This window comes from Burkholderia sp. BCC0506 (assembly GCF_902833145.1).
In the GTDB taxonomy this organism is placed as follows: Bacteria; Pseudomonadota; Gammaproteobacteria; order Burkholderiales; family Burkholderiaceae; genus Burkholderia.
This window is the reverse complement of the sequence record NZ_CADFEN010000008.1, coordinates 121573-141676: the sequence shown is the minus strand read 5'-3', so window position 1 is coordinate 141676 and position 20104 is coordinate 121573. Positions and strand designations below refer to the sequence as shown.

The 20104-nt window shown below is 67.3% G+C and carries 19 protein-coding genes; 6 read left to right on the top strand and 13 right to left on the bottom strand.

The window, feature by feature from the left end:
* From HWX62_RS19795 to HWX62_RS19780, 4 genes are all read right to left on the bottom strand, one after another.
* Nucleotides 1-903, bottom strand: coding sequence for an ABC transporter permease subunit (locus HWX62_RS19795; RefSeq protein WP_175931149.1), 903 nt, complete (start codon nt 901-903; stop codon nt 1-3).
* A 13-nt stretch (nt 904-916) separates the two neighbouring features.
* Nucleotides 917-1855: an ABC transporter permease subunit gene (locus HWX62_RS19790; RefSeq protein WP_175931148.1), complete on the bottom strand. Its 939-nt coding sequence runs from the start codon at nt 1853-1855 to the stop codon at nt 917-919.
* Between the two features lie 11 nt (nt 1856-1866).
* Nucleotides 1867-3480, bottom strand: a complete 1614-nt coding sequence (locus tag HWX62_RS19785) for a peptide ABC transporter substrate-binding protein (protein WP_175931147.1) — start codon at nt 3478-3480, stop codon at nt 1867-1869.
* 179 nt (nt 3481-3659) lie between these two features.
* Nucleotides 3660-4238, bottom strand: coding sequence for a cupin domain-containing protein (locus tag HWX62_RS19780; protein WP_011548888.1), 579 nt, complete (start codon nt 4236-4238; stop codon nt 3660-3662).
* 498 nt (nt 4239-4736) lie between these two features.
* Here HWX62_RS19780 and HWX62_RS19775 point away from each other — a divergent pair, with 498 nt between their 5' ends.
* Complete coding sequence (locus HWX62_RS19775) at nt 4737-6257, top strand: peptide MFS transporter (RefSeq protein ID WP_175931146.1); 1521 nt, start codon at nt 4737-4739, stop codon at nt 6255-6257.
* Nucleotides 6258-6377: 120 nt separating this feature from the next.
* Nucleotides 6378-6584, top strand: coding sequence for a hypothetical protein (locus tag HWX62_RS19770; protein ID WP_175931145.1), 207 nt, complete (start codon nt 6378-6380; stop codon nt 6582-6584).
* A gap of 43 nt (nt 6585-6627) precedes the next feature.
* On the opposite strand, the gene HWX62_RS19765 is transcribed toward HWX62_RS19770, so the two are convergent.
* From HWX62_RS19765 to HWX62_RS19755, 3 genes are all read right to left on the bottom strand, one after another.
* Nucleotides 6628-7752: an OpgC domain-containing protein gene (locus HWX62_RS19765; protein WP_175931144.1), complete on the bottom strand. Its 1125-nt coding sequence runs from the start codon at nt 7750-7752 to the stop codon at nt 6628-6630.
* A gap of 407 nt (nt 7753-8159) precedes the next feature.
* On the bottom strand, nt 8160-9059 hold the full coding sequence (rarD, locus tag HWX62_RS19760; RefSeq protein ID WP_175931143.1) for an EamA family transporter RarD: 900 nt from the start codon (nt 9057-9059) through the stop codon (nt 8160-8162).
* A gap of 16 nt (nt 9060-9075) precedes the next feature.
* Nucleotides 9076-9372, bottom strand: coding sequence for an acylphosphatase (locus tag HWX62_RS19755; RefSeq protein ID WP_050013378.1), 297 nt, complete (start codon nt 9370-9372; stop codon nt 9076-9078).
* Between the two features lie 152 nt (nt 9373-9524).
* Here HWX62_RS19755 and hpnA point away from each other — a divergent pair, with 152 nt between their 5' ends.
* A complete protein-coding gene (hpnA, locus tag HWX62_RS19750; protein WP_014900809.1) occupies nt 9525-10532 on the top strand; it encodes a hopanoid-associated sugar epimerase in 1008 nt (335 codons plus the stop codon).
* Between the two features lie 108 nt (nt 10533-10640).
* A complete protein-coding gene (locus HWX62_RS19745) occupies nt 10641-12032 on the top strand; it encodes a phage tail protein (RefSeq protein ID WP_175931142.1) in 1392 nt (463 codons plus the stop codon).
* A gap of 110 nt (nt 12033-12142) precedes the next feature.
* Here the strand turns inward: HWX62_RS19745 and HWX62_RS19740 are convergent, their stop codons facing one another.
* Nucleotides 12143-13330, bottom strand: a complete 1188-nt coding sequence (locus tag HWX62_RS19740; protein WP_175931141.1) for a glycosyltransferase — start codon at nt 13328-13330, stop codon at nt 12143-12145.
* A gap of 402 nt (nt 13331-13732) precedes the next feature.
* Between HWX62_RS19740 and ispH the strand changes: the two genes are divergently transcribed.
* Nucleotides 13733-14674, top strand: coding sequence for a 4-hydroxy-3-methylbut-2-enyl diphosphate reductase (gene ispH, locus HWX62_RS19735; RefSeq protein WP_175985213.1), 942 nt, complete (start codon nt 13733-13735; stop codon nt 14672-14674).
* 12 nt (nt 14675-14686) lie between these two features.
* Nucleotides 14687-15847, top strand: coding sequence for an adenosyl-hopene transferase HpnH (gene hpnH / locus HWX62_RS19730; protein WP_006480287.1), 1161 nt, complete (start codon nt 14687-14689; stop codon nt 15845-15847).
* A gap of 105 nt (nt 15848-15952) precedes the next feature.
* On the opposite strand, the gene HWX62_RS19725 is transcribed toward hpnH, so the two are convergent.
* The 5 genes from HWX62_RS19725 to HWX62_RS19705 form a co-directional block, all read right to left on the bottom strand.
* Complete coding sequence (locus tag HWX62_RS19725; protein ID WP_175931139.1) at nt 15953-16312, bottom strand: hypothetical protein; 360 nt, start codon at nt 16310-16312, stop codon at nt 15953-15955.
* A 10-nt stretch (nt 16313-16322) separates the two neighbouring features.
* A complete protein-coding gene (locus tag HWX62_RS19720) occupies nt 16323-17966 on the bottom strand; it encodes a tyrosinase family protein (protein ID WP_175931138.1) in 1644 nt (547 codons plus the stop codon).
* 373 nt (nt 17967-18339) lie between these two features.
* The gene (locus tag HWX62_RS19715; RefSeq protein ID WP_175931137.1) at nt 18340-18600 is read right to left on the bottom strand and encodes a hypothetical protein; all 261 of its coding nucleotides are present in this window, start codon (nt 18598-18600) and stop codon (nt 18340-18342) included.
* A 157-nt stretch (nt 18601-18757) separates the two neighbouring features.
* On the bottom strand, nt 18758-19237 hold the full coding sequence (locus HWX62_RS19710; RefSeq protein WP_175931136.1) for a hypothetical protein: 480 nt from the start codon (nt 19235-19237) through the stop codon (nt 18758-18760).
* Between the two features lie 223 nt (nt 19238-19460).
* The gene (locus HWX62_RS19705; protein WP_175931135.1) at nt 19461-19838 is read right to left on the bottom strand and encodes a hypothetical protein; all 378 of its coding nucleotides are present in this window, start codon (nt 19836-19838) and stop codon (nt 19461-19463) included.
* Nucleotides 19839-20104 lie beyond the last annotated feature (266 nt).

Below are 20104 nucleotides of genomic sequence, written 5' to 3'. Positions count from 1 at the left end.
TCAGCGATCCTTCGGGTCGAGCGCGTCACGCAGGCCGTCGCCGACGAAGTTCACGCAGTAGAGCGTCACGCACAGCATGACGGCCGGAGCCAGCAGCAGCCACGGCATCGATTCCAGTTTCTGCGCGCCGTCCTGGATCAGCACGCCCCAGCTCGTCATCGGTTCCTGCACGCCGAGGCCGAGGAACGACAGCACCGATTCGGTCAGCACGATGTTCGGCACCGAGACCGTCGCGTACACGACGACCACGCCGAGCAGGTTCGGCACGACGTGGCGCAGCACGATCGACGCCGGCGACACGCCGATCGCGCGTGCCGCATCGACGAACTCGCGGTTGCGCAGCGACAGCGTCTGGCCGCGCACGACGCGCGCCATGTCGATCCACGAGAACGCGCTGATGGTCAGCACGACCAGCATGAACGAGCGGCCGAACAGGGTCATCATCAGGATCGCGATCAGCAGGTACGGGATCGCGTACATCATGTCGACGATGCGCATCATCACGGAGTCGACGCGGCCGCCCGCGAAGCCCGCGGTCGCGCCCCACGCGACGCCGAACAGGCCCGACACGAGCGTGCCGAGCAGGCCGACCTCGATCGATACGCGGCCGCCGATCAGCGTGCGCACGAGCAGGTCGCGGCCGAGCTCGTCGGTGCCGAACCAGTGCTGGTTCGCCCAGGTCGGCGGCAGGCTGATCGCGCCCCAGTCGCTCGCGGCGGGATCGGCCGCGAGCAGCCACGGGCCGACGAAGCACGCGAGCGTGATCAGCGCGAGCAGCACGAGGCTGAACAGCGCCGCGCGGTTGTGAAGGAAGCGCGCGAACGCGAGCTCGAGCGGCGAGCGCGAACGCGGCGGCGAATCGGTCTGCACGGGCAGGCCGACGACGGGAGTGGTCGGAGTCATCGCTGTGCCTCGCTCAATAACGGATGCGCGGATCGAGCCACGCGTACGCGAGGTCGACCAGCAGGTTGAACAGCACCGCGCAGACGGTCGTCAGCACGACGAGGCCGAGCACCAGCGTGTAGTCGCGGTTGATGGCGCCGTTCACGACGAGTTGCCCGAGGCCCGGCAGCGCGAACACCGATTCGGTGACGACGGCCGCCGTGATCGACGTGATGCAGACCGTGCCGAACAGCGACACGACGGGCATCAGCGCGGGCTTCAGCGCGTGGCGCAGCACGATGGTGGAGCCCGGCAGGCCCTTCGCGCGTGCGGTGCGGATGTAGTTGCTCGACAGCGTCTCGATCATCGAGCCGCGCATCACGCGGGCGAGCAGCGACACGTTGATGAGGGTCAGCAGCGCGATCGGCAGCAGCCGGTACCGCCACCCGCCGTCGCCCCAGCCGCCGGCCGGCAGCCAGCCGTTGCCTTCCGACGTCTTCAGCAGGATCGCGAAGATCCACACCATGACGGGACCGAGCACGAACGGCGGCACGACGTTGCCGAAGTTGCCGATCAGCATCACGAAGCGGTCGATCACGCTGTCGCGGCGCACGGCCGCGACGGTGCCGAGCAGCACGCCGAGCACGATCGAGATCGGGATCGACACGCCGCCCACGCCGAGGCTCACGGGCAGCGCCTTCTTCACGAGATCGTTCACCGACCAGTCGACGTAACGGAACGACGGGCCGAGATCGCCGTGCAGCAGCGAGCCGAGATACAGCAGGTACTGCTTCCACAGCGGCTCGTCGAGGTGGTACTTCGCGTTCAGGTTCGCGAGCGTCGCGGCGGACAACTGCTTCTCCGTATCGAACGGGCCGCCGGGCGTGAAATGCAGCAGCAGGTAGCAGACGGTGATGACCGCGAGGATCGTCGGCACCGCCCACAACGTGCGCCTCAGTGCGTAGGCCAGCATGATCGCTCCGCTCAGTGCTTGATCAGGTACATGTCCTGCGAAGCACGCATGTCGATCACGTTCTTCAGCGAATAGCCGCCCACGTAGGACTTCACGAGACGATCGGCCGAATACTGGAACAGCGGCACCATCGGCGTGTCCTTCATCGCCGTGTCGTGCGCCTGCGTGAGCAGCGCGGCGCGCGCGCCGTCGTCGAGCTTCTGGTTGCCTTCCTCGACGAGCGCGTCGACCTGCTTGTTGCAGTAGCCGACGGTGTTCTGCGAGCTGCCGCAGCGGATCAGGTCGAAGAAGGTCATCGCGTCGTTGTAGTCGGCGAACCAGCCGTCGCGCGCGATCTGCACCTTGCCGTCATGCCGCTCTTTCATCAGCACCTTGAACTCGACGTTCTCGAGCTTCGTGGTGACGCCGAGCTTGGTGCGCCATTCCGATGCGGTGAACAGCGCGACCTTCTTGTGCAGGTCGTTGGTGTTGTACGTGAGCGTGAACGACAGCGGCTTCGCGTCCGAATAGCCGGCCTGCTTCAGCAGGTCCTTCGCGGTCGCGATGCGCTTGGCCATCGGCCACGACGCCCATTCCGGCGTGAACGGCTGCACGCCCTTCGTGCCGTTCGGCATCAGCCCGTACATCGGCTTCTCGCCGGCCTGCGTGAGCTTCGACGTCAGCACGTCGCGATCGATCACCATCGACAGCGCCTGGCGCACGCGCTTGTCCTTCAGCGCCGCGTCGCTGTTGTTCAGGTAGTAGTAGTAGGTCGCGAGCTGCAGGCCCGGGCGCAGCTCGGCGCCGAACTGCTTGCTGACCTGCTGGAAGATGCCCGACGGGATCGAGTAGCTGTAGTCGATCTGGCCGGCCTGGTACATGCGCATCGCCGTTTCGTCGCTTTCGATCGGCAGGTACGTGACCTTGTTGATCACGACCTTCGGCGCATTCCAGTACTTCGCATCCTTCGAGATCACGATGCGGTTGTTCGGCTGCCAGTCGACGAGCTGGTATGCGCCGTTGCTGACGAGGTTGCCCGGGCGCGTCCACGCATCGCCGAACTTCGTCACCACGTCCTTGTTCACCGGCACGAGCGGCGCCATCGCGGTCAGTTCGGGGAAGAACGCGACGGGCACGTCGGTCGTCACTTCCAGCGTGTACGGGTCGACGGCGCGCACGCCGAGCGTCGTCGGCGCGGCCTTGCCCGCGATGATGTCCTTCGAGTTCTTGATGAACTCGACGAGGATCGTGTACTTCGAGCCCGTCTTCGGATCGACGAGGCGCTGCCACGAATAGACGAAATCGGCGGCCGTCACCGGCTGGCCGTTGCTCCACTTCGCGTCGTGGCGAAGCTTGAAGATCCACGTCTGCGGCGTCTTGCGCTCCCACGACAGCGCGACGCCCGGCACGACCTGGCCGGCCGCGTCGATGCGCGCGAGCCCTTCGAACAGATCGAGGCCGATCGTGTTGCCGGTCCACGATTCGATGTGCGCGGGGTCGAGCGACTCGACTTCGGCGGGCACCTGTCGCGTCAGGTCCTGTTGGGGGGCGAGCGCGACGTTCGACGGAACGGTCACGGCGTGGGCGGCGGGCGCCGTCAGGGCGAGCGCGGCCAGCACGGCCGACATGGCATGCAAGGATTTCATCGTGGCAGTCTTGAGAAGGTTGTTCGGTGAGCGTCGCGCGGCGGATGCCGCGGATTACGCGTGAGACGCTGACGGGTACAGCGATCGAGGAGGCCCGTGGTTCTCGTATTGCATATTAGTATTCCTTACATTTCTTTCGACGGGCATCCCCGTCGAAGAAACGAAGGAATACCCGTGCGTTAGAACAGTCGCGGCGTACCGACCCAGACCACCACCGACTCGATCTTCGCGGTGTTGACCCAGCTGTGCGGGACCGTCGACTGATAGTGCGAACTGTCGCCGGCCTGCAGGACGAACGTCTTGCCTTCCAGCGTCAGCGACACTTCCCCTTCAATCACGTACAGGAACTCCTCTCCTGCATGTGTCGTCACCTCCGACCGCTTCTGCCCCGGCGGCATCCTCACGAGAATCGCCTCCAGCTGGCGCCCTTCGGACACGTTCGTCAGTCGCGCGAACAGGTTCGCCGAATCGGCAAACCCGAAGAAGCGCAGCTGATCGCCTCGGCACACCGAGCGTTCCTCGCTCGGCGTATCCACGAAGTACTGCACCGTCACACCGAGCGCGTGGGCGATACCGGCCAGCGACGTCAACGACGGCGACGCGAGCCCGCGCTCGACTTGAGACAGAAACGGCTTCGAAATCCCCGCGGCGGTAGCGGTGTCGTCGAGCGTGCGCTTCAGACGTTGGCGCAACGCGCGAATCTTGCTGCCCAGTGCGACAGCGTCTGCCGATCGCGAGTTTTCAGTGGGGGGAACCATAGCAGGCCGAAAAGTGGTCGTCAAAAAATGTTTGATGGAAAGTAACTAAGTTAATTGGAGATAGCTTAATCTTCGGGTTCGCACACGCCTTCGGCGTTGAGCCCGGTGCACTAAACAGGGCCCGAAGCGAGCGAAACGACGCGCTATCTTGCCAGACTCGCCGTCTTCACAGGCAAGCTGCAAGCGGCTCTCCGGGAATTTTCGGAGAACGGGCGCGAAGCTTACAACGAGATGATGAGACAAATATTCCTGAAAGCTGCTGCCATATCGGGAGTTTCCCTAAGTGGCGCGGACCTGACGCACCGGACCGGCAAACGTTACCATTCGCGCGCCGGTCGGGGCCGCGCTCCGCCTTTTCGGGCGGAGTCCGATCCCGGCCCGGGCTAACCGCCCGACTGCTCCATCGCCGACGCCAAGCCTACCCGGCCACCGTGCTCCGGCGCCAGTTCGACCCTCAAGGCGACGCGCGATCCGCGCCGTCCGTTTCAAACGAGATTGATGATGCACGCACCTGTTTCACAGACCCGATCGTTTACGACGGTCTTCCTCATCGAAATGTGGGAGCGCTTCGGCTACTACGGCATGGCCGCGCTCCTGGTCCTCTTCATGGTCGACCGGCTCGGCTTCACCGACAGCCACGCGAACCTGACCTGGGGAGCCTTCACCGCACTCGTCTACGCCGCGCCGTCGATCGGCGGCTGGATCGGCGACAAGGTGCTCGGCGCCCGCCGCACGATGATCATCGGCGCGTCCGTGCTGTGCGCCGGCTACCTGATGCTCGCGGTGCCGAACGACCACCTGGCGTACATGTATGCGTCGCTCGGCGTGATCGTCGTCGGCAACGGCCTGTTCAAGGCCAACGCGGCGAACCTCGTGCGCCGGATCTACGAAGGCGACGACGCGCGCATCGACAGCGCGTTCACGATCTACTACATGGCGGTCAACATCGGCTCGACGGTGTCGATGCTCGCGACGCCGTGGATCAAGGATCACTGGGGCTGGCACACCGCGTTCGCGGTCTGCTGCGGCGGCATGCTGCTCGCGATCCTCAACTTCGCGCTGATGCACCGCACGCTCGCGCACGTCGGCTCGCAGCCGGACGACGAGCCGATCCGCTGGAAGCGCCTCGGTGCGGTCGCGGCGGGCGGCGTCGCGCTCGCGCTGATCACGCTGTACGTGCTGCAGCACAAGCAGCTCGCGGTCGCCAGCGTGTGGACGGCGGCGTTCGCGATCCTCGCGATCTTCGCGTACATGATCGCGAAGTCGGAGCGTTCGGAGCGCGCGGGCCTGATCGCGGCGCTCGTGCTGATCGGCCAGGTGATCCTGTTCTTCATCTTCTACGTGCAGATGTCGACGTCGCTGACGCTGTTCGCGCTGCGCAACGTCGATCCGCGCTTCATGCTGTTCGGCACGACGCTGTTCACGTGGAGCGCCGCGCAGTTCCAGGCGCTGAACCCGATCTGGATCATGCTGCTGAGCCCGGTGCTCGTGTGGGTCTACAACGCCGTCGCGAAGGGCGGGCGCGATCTGCCGGTCGCCGCGAAGTACGCGCTCGGTTTCGGCGCGGTCGCCGCGGGCTACCTGGTGTTCACGATCAGCGGGCGCTACGCGGTCGACGGCCGCGTGTCGTCGTGGTTCATGGTGTGGGGCTACGGCCTGTACTCGCTCGGCGAGCTGCTGGTGAGCGGCCTCGGCCTCGCGATGATCGCCCGCTACGTGCCGGCGCGCATGAGCGGCTTCATGATGGGCGCGTATTTCGTCGCGACGGGCGTGTCGCAGTATCTGGGCAGCGTCGTCGCGAATTTCGCGCAGATGCCGTCGCACGAACTGCCGGCCACCGAATCGCTGCCGCTCTACCTGTCGCTGTTCGAGAAGCTCGGCTGGCTCGCCGCGATCGGCATGCTGCTCGCGCTGCTGCTGCTGCCGCTGATGAACCGGCTGTCGCGCCAGCATCAGCGCTGCGCGGAAGAGCGACGCGAAGAAGCGCTGCAGGCGCAGGGCGTCGCCGCCGCACAGTAAGGACTATCCCTCGGCGTGCGGCTTGCACGCCACATTCTCCCGCCAGATACGCGAACGCGTCCTACACTGGTTGCAGGCACCGCATCCGCTTCGCGAGATGCGCACTGGCGGGAGAACACGATGAAAAGCAAGACGACGCGGCTTTTGAGAATCCTGTCCGACATCCGGCACGCGCAGCGCTGCACCGCGATGCGCGCCGCCCGGGCCGCGGCCGAAGCCGATGCGGTCCTCGCGGAGCGCGACGAGCCGGCGCAGGACGAACGCGACGACGCCGAATCCGACGACGCCGCCACCCCGCCCCGCTCCCGTATCGGCTCACCTCACTGACGCCGGGCGGCGCCCGCCGCGCCGCACCCCCTCCTGCGCGCGCCTACGCCGTCGCGCCGCGCCATCGCGCGATCCACGTTCCCGAACCGGCCACCGCCATCATCAGCCCGAGCGCGCACGCGTCGGCCACGAGGCCCACGCCGACATGCCGCAGATCGGCGCCGCGCACGACCGGATGCAGCAGCGAATCGATCACGAGCGAAATCGCCGCGCCGGCGACGAAGCAGATCAGCCCGCGCTGGCCGACCGCCACGACGGGCCGCACGCCCTGCGCGATCCGCGCGATCCAGCCGAAGCGCACGCAATCGGCCATCAGCCACGCGACGGCCGCGAAGCTGACGACGCGCGGCAGCGCGAGATCGCGCTTGAGCACGCCTTCGGGCAGCGGCAGCCCCGAGAACAGCTTGTAGCTCGCGCAGCCGAGCACGATCGCGCACGCGAGCCCGGTCGCCGCGGCGCCCCAGCGGCCGAGCGCGACGCGCCGGTAGAACGGCTGGCAGCGCGCGAGCACGCCGGCGACGAACATCAGCTGCCACGCGAACGGGTTGAAGCTCCAGCGGAAGCCGTCGGTGTCGAGCAGTTCCGGGCCGAGCCAGCCCGCCGCGAGCCACGACGCGGCGCTGAGCACGACCAGCAGCCATGGATGGCGCCGCGCGAACGGCACCAGCACCGGCGACGCGAGCGCGAACAGCACGTACATCGGCAGCACCGACGCGAGATACGGCTGGCGCTGGAACGTCAACAGTTCGGCAAGCCCCGTGAGCGGCGACGCGAGCATCACGCTGACGTCGTCGAGCGCGAGGTTCGGCGCGTCGATGCCGAAGTGGTCGAGCACGGCCGACACGACGAGCATCAGCGTCGACGTCGCGAGAAACGCGCGGTAGATCTGCATCGCGCGCCGCACGAACCGCTGCTGCGCGGCCCGCGCGCCGTGCCGCTCGGCGATCGCGCCGTACGCGCTCGCGGTCGCAAAGCCGCCGAGGAACACGAACACCTCGGCCGCGTCGCACAGCGCGAACGCGTGCAGCGTCACGCGCGACAGCACGCTCGCGCCGATGTGATCGACGACGATCATCAACAGCACGAGCCCGCGGAAGAAGTCGATTTCGATCAGGCGGCCGCTGCGCGACGGCTGCACCACGGCGGAACGCGGCGGGCTCAACGACATGAGCGCACCTGCACGACGGCGGTGCGGCACGCACCGGGGAAAGGATCGGGAAAGAGAAGACGCGCGCGGTCGGCGGCGATACGCGTATGCCCGCATCGCGCCAACCCGGCTCGCCACGCACGGAGATGACCGTTCATTGAGAAGCTGCATACGAAGGGAAGTCGGTCAGGTCAGTCTAATGGCCGATCAGGGGAGACCCTAAGTAACAAAGTGCAACCGAATCTTCTCTTCGATTACAGGCGCGAGCGTCGCGCGGCGAAGCAGGCAGCCGCGCCAGATTCGCGTCAGCGCGGCGCCAGTCGGCGGTCAGCATCGAGGCGTTCGGCAGTGGAACGCGCGGTGTCCGACGCTCGGATGAAGCGCGATGCGCGCCACGTTCCGCACGGCCGGCCCATCGCGATGAGCGGTCATCCGCGCACGGGCAGGCGCCGCATCAGCATCGCGCTGTGCCACGCGGTGAGCGCGACGGCGACCCAGATCGGCCCGTACGTCGCGAGCTGCCCGACGCTCAGCGTTTCGCCGAGCAGCAGCAGCGACACCACGACGAGCAGCACGGGCTCGACGTAGCCGAGAATTCCGAACAGCGCCATCGGCAGCATCCGGCTCGCCTTCAGGTAGCTCGCGAGCGCGAGCGTACTGAGGATGCCGAGCCCCGGCAGCAGCGCGGCCCACAGCAGCGGAAGGCCCGCGACGCGCGTCGCGCTCGTCGCGACCATCGCCAACGCGATCGGGCACAGCAGCGTGATTTCGATCGCGAAGGCGGCCAGCGAATCGGCGTTGATCCGCCGGCGCAGCACGAAATACGGCGGATAGCCGAGCGCGACGACCAGCGTCGGCCACGCGAACGCGCGCGTCGCCCACACCTCGTGCGCGACGCCGATCGCCGCACAGGCGACCGCCGCCCATTGCAGCGGGTCGAGCCGTTCGTGATAGTAGAAGCGGCCGACGAGCACCATCGTCAGCGGCAGCAGGAAATAGCCGAGCGACACTTCGAGCATGCGGCCGTGCAGCGGCGCCCACAGGAACAGCCACAGCTGCAGGCCGAGCAGCGCGGCGCTCGCCGGCAGCGCGATCAGCAGGCGCCAGTCGCGCGCACCGCGCCGCGCGAGTTCGACGAGCGCCGGCCAGCGGCCGCGCAGCGCGATCAACGCGAGCGCGCCCGGCGCGGTCCACACCACGCGCCACGCGAAGATGTCGAGCCCCGTGAGCGGCGCGAGCAGCTTCGCGTAAGCCGACATCAGCGCGAACAGCGTCGACGCCGTCACCGACAGCATGAGGCCGCGCCCCGCCTCCGGATACCCCGTCATGATCGTTGTGTGCCTCTTACTGCTGCTGGAAACGTTCGAAGCGCTTCTCGGTCGGGCGTTCCTCGAACGTCACCTCGGTCACGCGCGCGGCGGGCGGCCCGTGACGCAGCCACGCGAGCATCCGGTCGATCTGTGCGCCGGGCCCCTGGATCATCGCCTCGACGGTGCCGTCCTCGAGATTCGCGACCCAGCCGCGCAGTTTCAGCGCATGCGCTTCGCGCACCGTCGCATGACGAAAGCCGACGCCCTGCACGACGCCGCGCACCCGCACGTAGTAGGTCTCGATCCGTTCGTCCAGTTCATTGCGGCTCATCGCGTCGCCCTCCGGTTGCATTCAAGCCCGGCATTGTAGTCGCGTCGGCCGCTTCGCACACGCGCTGCCCGGGCGTCGCCGCGCACGCCGACCACGTACAATCTCGCCGATGCCCAACCGCCGCGCCGCCCGCGCGGCCCTGAAGGAAACGCATGACTGATACTTCCCGCGATCTCGTTCTCGTCACCGGTGCGTCCGGTTTCGTCGGCTCGGCCGTCGCGCGCATCGCGCAGCAGAAAGGCTATGCGGTGCGCGTGCTGGTGCGCCCGACCAGCCCGCGCACGAACGTCGCGGATCTCGATGCCGAGATCGTCACCGGCGACATGCGCGACGAGGCGTCGATGCGCGCCGCGCTGCGCGGCGTGCGCTACCTGCTGCACGTGGCGGCCGACTACCGGCTGTGGGCGCCCGATCCCGACGAGATCGAGCGCGCGAACCTCGAAGGCGCGGTCGCGACGATGCGCGCGGCCCGCGCGGAAGGCGTCGAGCGGATCGTCTACACGAGCAGCGTCGCGACGCTGAAGGTGACGAGCGCAGGCGACCCGTCCGACGAGAACCGGCCGCTCACGGCCGAGCAGGCGATCGGCGTCTACAAGCGCAGCAAGGTGCTTGCGGAGCGCGCGGTCGAACGGATGATCGCCGACGACGGGCTGCCGGCCGTGATCGTCAATCCGTCGACGCCGATCGGCCCGCGCGACGTGAAGCCGACGCCGACGGGCCGCATCATCGTCGAGGCCGCGCTCGGCAAGATTCCCGCGTTCGTCGACACGGGGCTGAACCTCGTGCACGTCGACGACGTCGCGCACGGCCACTTCCTCGCGCTCGAGCGCGGCCGGATCGGCGAGCGCTACATCCTCGGCGGCGAGAACCTGCCGCTGCAGCAGATGCTCGCGGACATCGCGCAGATGACCGGCCGCAAGGCGCCGACGATCGCGCTGCCGCGCTGGCCGCTGTATCCGCTCGCGGTCGGCGCCGAAGCGGTCGCGAAGTTCACGAAGAAGGAGCCGTTCGTCACCGTCGACGGGCTGCGGATGTCGAAGAACAAGATGTATTTCACGTCCGCGAAGGCCGAGCGCGAGCTCGGCTACCGTGCGCGCCCGTATCGCGAAGGGCTGCGCGACGCGCTCGACTGGTTCGGCTCGGCGGGCTACCTGAAGTAACACAAAGCGGCGCGCGTCGCGCCGCTTTGCGCACTTTGTTACACGTCGCGCGCGGACCGGCATCGGCGCAGCGGTTAAAATCGCGGGTCTTACGCAGAGAAGACACGCATGAACCTGAACGATCAGATCGCTTCGCTCGCCACGGGCGTCGATCAGCTCCTCCACGATCACCACGCCGCCCAGCAGGCGGCTCGCAGCGCGGAAGCCTTCGCGCGCGCCGCGGCGGCGGAAGCACGGGCCGCGGCCGAGCGTCATGCGGCGGCGGAAGCCGAAGCGCAGGCCGCCGCGCAGCGCCACACGGCCGCTGCAGCCGACGCCGAAGCCGCGCAGCGGCGCCACGCCGATGCCACTGCCATCGCCGAAGCGGCCGCCCAACGTCATACGGATGCCGCCGCGCAAGCCGAAGCCGCTTCCCAGCGCCATGCGGAAGCCACCGCGCTGACCGAAGCGCTCGCGCAACGTCACGCGGATGCCGAAGCCGCGTCGCAGCGTCACGCGGCGGCGATCGCCGAGGCCGAGGCCGCCGCGCAGCGTCATCACGCCGCCGCGACCGAAGCCGAAGCGGCCGCGCAACGTCATGCCGCGGCGACCGCCGAAGCCGAAGCCGCCGCGAAGCGCCACGCGGAAGCGACCGCCGAAGCCGAGGCCGCCGCGCAGCGCCACATGGCCGCGATCGCCGAGGCCGAGGCGCTCGCCCAGCGTCACACGCAGGCGCTCGCCGACACGCAGGCCGCCGCCCGGCGTCACGCCGAAGCGACCGCCGAGGCCGAAGCCATCACGCAACGTCACGCCGAAGCGATCGCCCGGGCCGAAGCCGCCGCGCAACGCCACGCCGAAGCAACCGCCGAGGCCGAAGCCATCACGCAACGCCACACCGAGGCGATCGCCCACGCGGAAGCGGCCGCGCAGCATCACGCGAAGGCCATCGCCGACGCGGAAGCGCTGGTCGAGGCCGTCGTCAAGGAAGCCGCGACGAGCGCGGTTGCCGCCTCCGCCGTGACGGCCGACGTCGTCGAGCCGGCACCGGCCGATGCGCCGGCCGCGCACGCAGTCGCACCGGTGGCGGCCGAAGCAGCCGAGGTGTCGACCACGGCCGCCGACGCCGAAACCGCGATCGTCCCGGCGGCGCAAGCCGATTCCACGGTTGAAGCCGAAACCGCCGCCGCGCCGGCCGACAAGGCAACGCTGCACGTCTCGCGCCCTTCCCAGAACGAACTCACGCTGACCATCGGCGGTCAGTCGGTCACGCTGCATCCGGAGCAACTGGGCCTGCTGATCGAGGAACTCGCGCACGCGCGCGCGTCGATGCAGCCGGAGCCGCCGCCCGGCATTCCGGCCGGCTGGCGTTTCGTGACGACGAAGAACCCGATGATGGCCGTGCAGAAGCAGTCCAACGGCGATCGCCTGCTGGTCGCCCGCCACACGGGCTACGGCTGGGTGCCGTTCACGTTCTCGCCGGACGTCGTGGTCCAGATGTACATGATGCTGACGCAGCGGTAAAACGCCGGCATCGGCGCACGACACCGCCGAAAACGAAACAGCCCGACCGGTTCGCACCGATCGGGCTGTTTGCTTTCCGGCTGCCGGGAGGCACGCCTCCCGGAATACGCTCAGCGCTCCACCGGCGCCTGCACGCGCGCCTTCCACTGGCCGCCCTTGCCGCGCCAGTAACGCCACGCGGACGCGAATGTCGCGCCGACGTAGAACAGCGCGACGAGCGGCAGCGCGGGCGCCCACAGCGGCGAGCGCCGGTAGTAGCGCAGCATCGGCGCATACGCGGCGCACATCGACGCCCACGCGAGCCACGCGGGCCATGCGCGCGCGCCGTAGGCAAGCGCGACGACGGGCGGCACCAGATAGATGATCGTCATCCCGAGCAGCGTGCCGGCCAGCAGCAGCGGCGAATAGCGCAGCTGCGTGAACGCGGTGCGCGCGATCATGTTCCAGATGTCGCGCCAGCTGTCGTACGGGCGCAGCGACACGCTGCGATCGGCGAGATCGAGCCGGATCGGATGGCGACCGCCGCCGCGATGCTTGATCTGCGCGGCGAGGCTGCAGTCGTCGATCAGCGCGCCGCGAATCGATTCGATGCCGCCCGCTTCCTCGAGCGCCGAACGCTTCACGAGCATGCAGCCGCCGGCGGCGCCGGCCGTCCGGTTGCGCGGATTGTTGATCCACGAGAACGGGTACAGCTTCGCGAAGAAGAACACGAACGCCGGGATCAGCGCCTTTTCCCAGAACGAGTCGCAGCGCAGCCGCACCATCAGCGACACGAGATCGCGCTGCTCGGCCTGCGCGCGCGTGACGAGCTGCGCGACGGCGTCGGGCGGATGGCCGATGTCGGCATCCGTCAGCAGCAGGTAGTCGGCCGGCAGGCCGAGCGTGCGCACGGCGGCGATCCCCTGCGATTGCGCCCACACCTTGCCCGACCAGCCGGCCGGCAGCGGCTTCGCGCTCAGCACCGTCAGCCGGTCGGCGCGGTTGATCGCGAGCGCGGCCGCGCGGGCGGCGTCGGCGGTGCCGTCGTCGCTGTGGTCGTCGACGATGATCAGATGAAATTCGCCCGGATAGTCCTGCTCGAGCAGCGAAGTCGCCGCGCGGGCGATCACGTCGGCTTCGTTGCGCGCCGGCACGACCGCCACGACGGCCGGCCAGCCGGCCTCGGCCGCCGGGCCGCGCGCGTCGGGCGGCAGCGGCCGCGCGGGCTGCGCGCGCCAGAAGCCGCCGCGCGCGACGAGCAGCACGATCCAGATCACCAGCGACAGGCCGGACACCAGGAAAGCGATCGCCAGCATCATCGGCCTGCCTCCTGCCGGGCGCCGGCCCGTCGGGCATGAATGGGGGTCGGGAACAAAACACCCGACACCGCACGGACGGACGGGCAATACGCGTAAGAATCGACGGTCATCGAATGGCCTTGAAATGAGCGCGATGGCGGGCAGCCGGAGCGGCCGCCCGCGAAACCGCGCAGTTTACCGGGTTCCGCGCGCGCCAGCGCCGACGCGGCTATCCCGCAATTGCAACAGGGCCGACACGGCACCGAAGCAAGGACGGCCCGATAGGGTTAAAATGCGCGATTAATTCGGGGTTCCGGGGCCTGGCCGGCCGGTTCGTTCCTGCCTTAATAACATCAAGCCGGGGCGAGCAAGCGTGTGCCAGCGCCTCGAACCCCGGCGTCTGTCGTCGGAGTTCGCTCACCTATGCGAGTCATCCTTGCCCAGCCCCGCGGCTTTTGTGCGGGGGTTGTCCGTGCGATCGAGATCGTCGATCGCGCGCTGCAACAGCACGGTGCGCCGGTCTATGTGCGTCACGAGATCGTGCACAACCGGCATGTCGTCGAAAATCTGCGTAATAAAGGGGCACGATTCGTTGAGGAGCTCGACGAGGTGCCGCACGGCGCTGTCGCGATCTTCAGCGCGCACGGTGTCGCCCAGACGGTCGAGCGCGACGCGCAAACGCGCGGGCTCGACGTGCTCGACGCGACCTGCCCGCTCGTCACGAAAGTGCACGTGCAGGGCCGCCAGTACGTCGCGGCGGGCCGCCGGCTGATCCTGATCGGCCACGCGGGCCATCCGGAAGTCGAGGGCACGATCGGCCAGATTCCGGCCGAGGTGATCCTCGTGCAGAGCGAGGCCGAAGTCGCTACGCTGACGCTGCCGGTCGATACGCCGGTCGCGTACATCACGCAGACCACGCTGTCGGTGGACGACACGCGCGGCATCATCGAAGCGCTGCAGCGCCGGTTCACCGACCTCGTCGGCCCGGACACGCGCGACATCTGCTATGCCACGCAGAATCGCCAGGCCGCCGTGCGCGAGCTGAGCGAACAGGTTGACGTGCTGCTCGTCGTCGGTGCGACGAACAGCTCGAACTCGAACCGCCTGCGCGAGATCGGCACCGAAAGCGGTGTGCCGAGCTATCTCGTCGCCGACGGCTCGGAAGTGAAGGCCGAATGGTTCGCGGGCGTGCAGACGGTCGGCCTGACCGCCGGCGCGTCGGCGCCCGAGGAAATGGTCGAGGATGTAATCGGCGCGCTGCGCGCGCTGGGGCCCGTCGAGGTCGCGACGATGGCGGGCCGTGAAGAAAAAGTCGAATTCAAGTTGCCGGCGAAGCTCACGCAAGCTGTCGCCCGCGAAGTTTAAGGAGGACATCCCTTGTCTATTCCGCTGCTCCAGCAAGTCCGTGTCGGCGCCTACATCGTGCGCCAGCACCTGTCCGGCAACAAACGCTATCCGCTCGCGCTGATGCTCGAGCCGCTGTTCCGCTGCAACCTCGCGTGCAACGGCTGCGGCAAGATCGATTATCCGGATCCGATCCTGAACCAGCGCCTGTCCGTCGAGGAATGCCTGCAGGCCGTCGACGAGTGCGGCGCGCCGGTCGTGTCGATCGCCGGCGGCGAGCCGCTGCTCCACAAGGAGATGCCGGAAATCGTCAAGGGCATCATGAAGCGCAAGAAGTTCGTGTACCTGTGCACGAACGCGCTCCTGATGGAAAAGAAGATGGACGACTACCAGCCGAGCCCGTATTTCGTCTGGTCGGTCCACCTCGACGGCGACAAGGACATGCACGACCATTCCGTGTCGCAGGAAGGCGTGTACGACAAGGCGGTCGCGGCGATCAAGGAAGCGAAGCGCCGCGGCTTCCGCGTGAACATCAACTGCACGCTGTTCAACGATGCGATCCCCGAGCGCGTCGCGAAGTTCTTCGACACGCTGGGCCCGATCGGCGTCGACGGTATCACCGTGTCGCCGGGCTACGCGTACGAGCGCGCGCCGGATCAGCAGCACTTCCTGAACCGCGACAAGACGAAGAACCTGTTCCGCGAGATTCTGAAGCGCGGCGAAGGCGGCAAGCGCTGGTCGTTCAGCCAGTCGTCGCTGTTCCTCGACTTCCTGGCCGGCAACCAGACGTACAAGTGCACGCCGTGGGGCAACCCGGCGCGTACGGTGTTCGGCTGGCAGAAGCCGTGCTACCTGGTCGGCGAAGGTTACGTGAAGACCTTCAAGGAACTGATGGAAACGACGGAGTGGGACAACTACGGCGTCGGCAACTACGAGAAGTGCGCGGACTGCATGGTCCACTGCGGCTTCGAGGCGACGGCCGTGATGGACACGATCTCGAACCCGCTGAAGGCGCTGCGCGTGAGCCGCAAGGGCATCAAGACCGACGGCCCGTTCGCACCGGACATCTCGATCGCGAAGCAGCGTCCGGCCGAGTACGTGTTCTCGCGCCACGTCGAGATCAAGCTCGAGGAAATCCAGCGCGCCGGCAAGGGCAAGCTGCAGAAGCCGGCGAAGTCGGCAACGGCGGCCTGACGATCGGCCCGCGGCGACGCGGGCCATCCCGCGCCGCACCGCACGAGGGCGCTCCGGAACGATCCGGAGCGCCCTCGTGCTTTTTGCGTTTCGTCCATCCGTCTGTCAGTGCAGGACTGCCCTGATGTCCGGCACTTCGCGCGGCTCCGGCGCCCGTGCGCCTCCGCTCGCCCGCGTGATCGTGATGCGAAGCGCGAGCCGCCTGCCGCACACGGCATCCGCCGGCACCGGCAGCGTATAGGTACCCGCCGCGCGGCCGGACTTCACGCCGTACGGCGAGATCGTCCCGAGCCGCTCACCGGACGACGTTTGCACGTCGATCTCCTGTCCCGCCCCGATCGCGCCGACGTCGACTTCGACGAACACCGTATCGCCCGCGCGCGGCGCGCGCGGCAGCACCAGCGTGACGTCGCGCCCGCCGGCCGCCGCGCACATGGCCGCCAGCGCGAGCAGCGCCGGCGCCATGGGTGTGCGCCTAGAACGCATGCACCGACAGCGCGCGCAGCGGCACCGCGCGCGGCGCGACGCCCACGTCCGACGGCACCACGCGGACGTTCAGCGTCACATTCTCGCCGGTGACGTTCGCGAACGCGCCGAGCGTTCGCGGCAACGGCAACGAGAACGCCGCGTCGTGGGACATCGCCATCCCGTGCATCGCCGGACCGAAGAACGCAATCGTCCCCGCGTAGTACGGGCTGTTCGCGTCGACCCGCGTCACGTCGGCGGGCGCGTTCACCAATATATCGAACTCGCGCGCGGTCGACAGTCCCTGCGGACGCGGCACCGTGACGCTCGCGACCAGGGCCGGCCGCGACTCGTCCTCCAGAAGCGCGTGGATCAGCCGGGCCGGCACTACGACCGATGCGCCGGCCGCGCTCGCCGCGCCCTTGATGCTGAGCGTCTCGCGCATCGCCCCGTCGTGCGGCTGCTGCGCCGGCAGCGCGTCGGTGGCGAACGGGCGCTGATAGTCGTAGTCGAACGTGGCCATGTTCACGTAGTTGCCCGCCGTGCCCGACACGTACTGGCCGCTTCCGCTGACGTAGAAACGGAACGGTTCCGACGCGAATGCCGTCCAGTCCGCGCCCGTCGGCAGAGACGGCAGGCCCAGCGCGATCTGCTTGCGCGTCCACTCGTCCCACAGCCGGTCCATGTTGGCGTGGTGCAGGAAGAAAATCGGATCGATCGGCGACAGGAAGTTCGTCATGTTGCCGAACGGGCCGGGTGAGACCGGTCCGACACCGCCGATGTAGTTGTGCACCTTGTTGTGCGGCAAGCCTTCGAGGATCGAGAACTGGGTCGCCTTGTTCGGCTGGGTCACGTGCGACTGCGTGCGCGAGCTGGTAAAGCTCAACGTGATGTCGGGGCTGTTGTAGAGCCTCGGCTGCAAACCGGCGCGAATGACCGGTGCCGACACATCGTAGGCCGTCTTCGGATCGAGCTTCGGATTGTCGCGCGACAGATAGCGTGAGCCGCACGTGATCGCGTAGGCCATGTTGCCCGAGATACCGGCGTCCTGGCTCGGATCGTAGCCGGTCACGTCGTTCCACAACTGATCGAACGTCGAGTAGCCGCGCAGCTTCAGCTGCTCGCGCTGCGGGCTGCTCAGCGTATTCCAGTACGCTTGCAGTGCTGGTTGGATGAACGCCGTGAACCGCGCGAGATTACCGGTATACGGCTGATACGCGGCATCGGTTGGCGTGAGCACGCCTTCGAACATGTCCTGCGGAATTTCCGGCAATTGCGTCCAGTCCCAATAAGGCAACGCGAATTGCGGATCGTTGCTCAAGGCCCGGATGGTCTGCTCGAAATAGCCGATATAGCCGCGATGCCACACGTAAAACCACCAGTTTCCGTGCGGACAATCCATCATGTGAATAAACGCGTTGCGAAACCAGTTCTGCGGGTGATTCGCCGGCAACCGCAGCATCGCGCTGACGCCGCGTGCATAGCTGCGCAACATTTGCCGCCCTTCTGGGCTCGTCACGTTATAGCGTCGGTAACGTGCCGCCGTGCTCGCGGCGTCTTCCGCGAACACGCGCTTGCCGTCCAGCGCAAGCATCGAAGCACCGACGGCAGCCGCGGCCGTCGTCAGGAAATTCCGCCGTGTATAGCCTGACATGTGGTCATCCTCCTGGTTTTTTCATGAGAGCCGCAGCCGCGACCGCAGCTGCTGCCTATGCGCCCTTTCGGAATCCGGCGCACTCCGTGCCACAGCACTTCTGAAACGCCAACGCATGCATGATTCGAACCTTTCGGATTCGTTTTCGTACCCGGCTTATCCGACGACTATCCCGATCGACGAAATACGATTTTTTCGATAGTAATTTTGAGATTTACAAAAATCAATATCGCCACGACCTGATTAATGAAAATCAGGCTCAACGCATTTATCGATGAATCATTAAATCAACGCTCGCCATTATCGTTCGACGTATCGAAACAATGAAATAATCGAAAGCGTATCGCTCGATGCGCGCGCGAGCACCGTTCGCCTAGTGCCGCGATTCCGCCGCCGCAATCAGTTGCCACCCGGTCGGCCGCGGGCCGAGCAGCGGGTCGGACGGCGCATCGAAATCGTGCCGATGCGCGTCCTCGGACGGCAGCGTCTGGCACTTCGCAATGCCGATCTCGTCGCCGCATACGATGCATCGATAGATACCCGCGACCGTCACTTCGCTGCCGGGCGGCAGCGTCTCGCTGAAGGCGCGGCCACTTCCGCACGTAAAGTAGCCGCCGATCTTGTATAGCGCCATCGCTCCTCCTGACCAAAACGAATGCGTTCGCGCCGACACGCACGATCGTCGTCGACCGAACCCGTCCGGCTCCTGTGATGATATTGGCCGTCCGGAGTCCGGCCCGGGAATTGGACACGTATGAAACGCGGCCCGCGGCCGGTCGTACTGCAACGGTTCAGTGCAGCCGGCCCGGCTCCCGCATCTTCGCCGCGGCCTGCGCGACCAGCCCCGGCTGTTCGGCGGAAGCAAACGTGCAGACATGGCGCCACAGCTCGGCCAGCCGATGCCGCGTGAGCGTCGCGACGCACGCGTCGTTCGCGGCCAGTATGCGTTCGAGCACCGCGCATTCGTCGTCATGCAGCGTCCATGCGCCGCTTTCCGCCGCGCGTGCCATGCTCGCGTCGAGCACGCGCTCCGCGTCGACGCACAGGTCGATGGTCGCGTCGGGAGCGACCGCATCGTCGAGCGCGAGGAAGACCAGATACACGCTCGTGCGCAGCCGCATCAGCAGCGTTTCGCTGCCGTGCTCGCCGCGCAGCGCGACCAGCGCCATGTGGCATTTCAGCGAGATGTCGCGTGCATGCGCCGGCGGCAGCGGCAGCAGCCATTCGCGCGTCAAAGGCGGATGACGCGGGCCTTTTCGGGCCGCTTTCACGATTCGCCCTCGCTCGCAGGCGCGTCGTCCTCCGCCGACCCCGGCCACGCGCCGCGGCACACGACGGCGCTGCGGCCCGCGTCGCGCAGGGCGTGCGTCCGGCGCCGCATGCCGTGCAAATCGGCGCGCCGTCGCATCGCGCCCGCTTCCGGCAGCCTGCGTATCGCCGACGCACGCCACGCGCCGGCCGATCGGTTGGGGCATGCCATGTTCGCCTCCTGCCTCAAAACGTGTTCTCGCCCTTCAGGTAGTACGCGGTTTTCACGAAGAACGCCTTCACCGGATGCCCGCTCTGCGCGTCGCGGGCTGCCCGCGCTTCCATCGCGGCCTTCTCTTCGGGCCATCGGTTGGGCACCGGGTTGTACACGCGCTCGAGCGCACGCTGCATCGCGAGCGGATAGTTCTGGTTGCCGGCCGTCGTCGCCCGATAACCGGCACGCGTCATCTGCATCAGTTGCGCGTCGGTTTCGGCACGCGCCGCCGACCAGGTCAACGGCGTGGCATTCGGGGTGTCGCCAGCGCCGATCGATTGCGCGAAGCTGACGGCGGGCAGCGCAACGAGTGCGCAGGAAAGAACGGCAACGGGAACGAGGGATCGCATAATGGCCTCCAGATGGTTGTCCCCGCATCGATCCAGCATCGATGCGTTGAAATCATCGTATGTCGGGCCGCATCCCGCTTGAATAGCCGAATCCGCAATTGTTATTTTCAGCCGTGCATTCGGCGTACGAGCCGCGTCATTCGCGCATCCCTTCGAAACGGAATTTCTTTATTTCATTCAACGATATGATCGGATTTTTACCGGCGATCCGATGGGGCGCGCCTGCGCTCTTTCAATTTCCGAAATGACGTGTTGCCGGCGCGATT

Excerpts from the sequence above, each read along its gene's own strand:
- HWX62_RS19780 (WP_011548888.1), bottom strand. The coding sequence starts at position 4,238 with ATGGTTCCCCCCACTGAAAACTCGCGATCGGCAGACGCTGTCGCACTG.
- HWX62_RS19740 (WP_175931141.1), bottom strand. The coding sequence starts at position 13,330 with ATGATGCTGGCGATCGCTTTCCTGGTGTCCGGCCTGTCGCTGGTGATC.
- HWX62_RS19775 (WP_175931146.1), top strand. The coding sequence starts at position 4,737 with ATGATGCACGCACCTGTTTCACAGACCCGATCGTTTACGACGGTCTTC.
- HWX62_RS19720 (WP_175931138.1), bottom strand. The coding sequence starts at position 17,966 with ATGTCAGGCTATACACGGCGGAATTTCCTGACGACGGCCGCGGCTGCC.
- ispH (WP_175985213.1), top strand. The coding sequence starts at position 13,733 with ATGCGAGTCATCCTTGCCCAGCCCCGCGGCTTTTGTGCGGGGGTTGTC.
- HWX62_RS19770 (WP_175931145.1), top strand. The coding sequence starts at position 6,378 with ATGAAAAGCAAGACGACGCGGCTTTTGAGAATCCTGTCCGACATCCGG.
- hpnA (WP_014900809.1), top strand. The coding sequence starts at position 9,525 with ATGACTGATACTTCCCGCGATCTCGTTCTCGTCACCGGTGCGTCCGGT.
- rarD (WP_175931143.1), bottom strand. The coding sequence starts at position 9,059 with ATGACGGGGTATCCGGAGGCGGGGCGCGGCCTCATGCTGTCGGTGACG.
- HWX62_RS19725 (WP_175931139.1), bottom strand. The coding sequence starts at position 16,312 with ATGGCGCCGGCGCTGCTCGCGCTGGCGGCCATGTGCGCGGCGGCCGGC.
- HWX62_RS19765 (WP_175931144.1), bottom strand. The coding sequence starts at position 7,752 with ATGTCGTTGAGCCCGCCGCGTTCCGCCGTGGTGCAGCCGTCGCGCAGC.
- HWX62_RS19795 (WP_175931149.1), bottom strand. The coding sequence starts at position 903 with ATGACTCCGACCACTCCCGTCGTCGGCCTGCCCGTGCAGACCGATTCG.
- HWX62_RS19755 (WP_050013378.1), bottom strand. The coding sequence starts at position 9,372 with ATGAGCCGCAATGAACTGGACGAACGGATCGAGACCTACTACGTGCGG.
- HWX62_RS19790 (WP_175931148.1), bottom strand. The coding sequence starts at position 1,855 with ATGCTGGCCTACGCACTGAGGCGCACGTTGTGGGCGGTGCCGACGATC.
- HWX62_RS19745 (WP_175931142.1), top strand. The coding sequence starts at position 10,641 with ATGAACCTGAACGATCAGATCGCTTCGCTCGCCACGGGCGTCGATCAG.
- HWX62_RS19715 (WP_175931137.1), bottom strand. The coding sequence starts at position 18,600 with ATGGCGCTATACAAGATCGGCGGCTACTTTACGTGCGGAAGTGGCCGC.
- HWX62_RS19705 (WP_175931135.1), bottom strand. The coding sequence starts at position 19,838 with ATGCGATCCCTCGTTCCCGTTGCCGTTCTTTCCTGCGCACTCGTTGCG.
- HWX62_RS19785 (WP_175931147.1), bottom strand. The coding sequence starts at position 3,480 with ATGAAATCCTTGCATGCCATGTCGGCCGTGCTGGCCGCGCTCGCCCTG.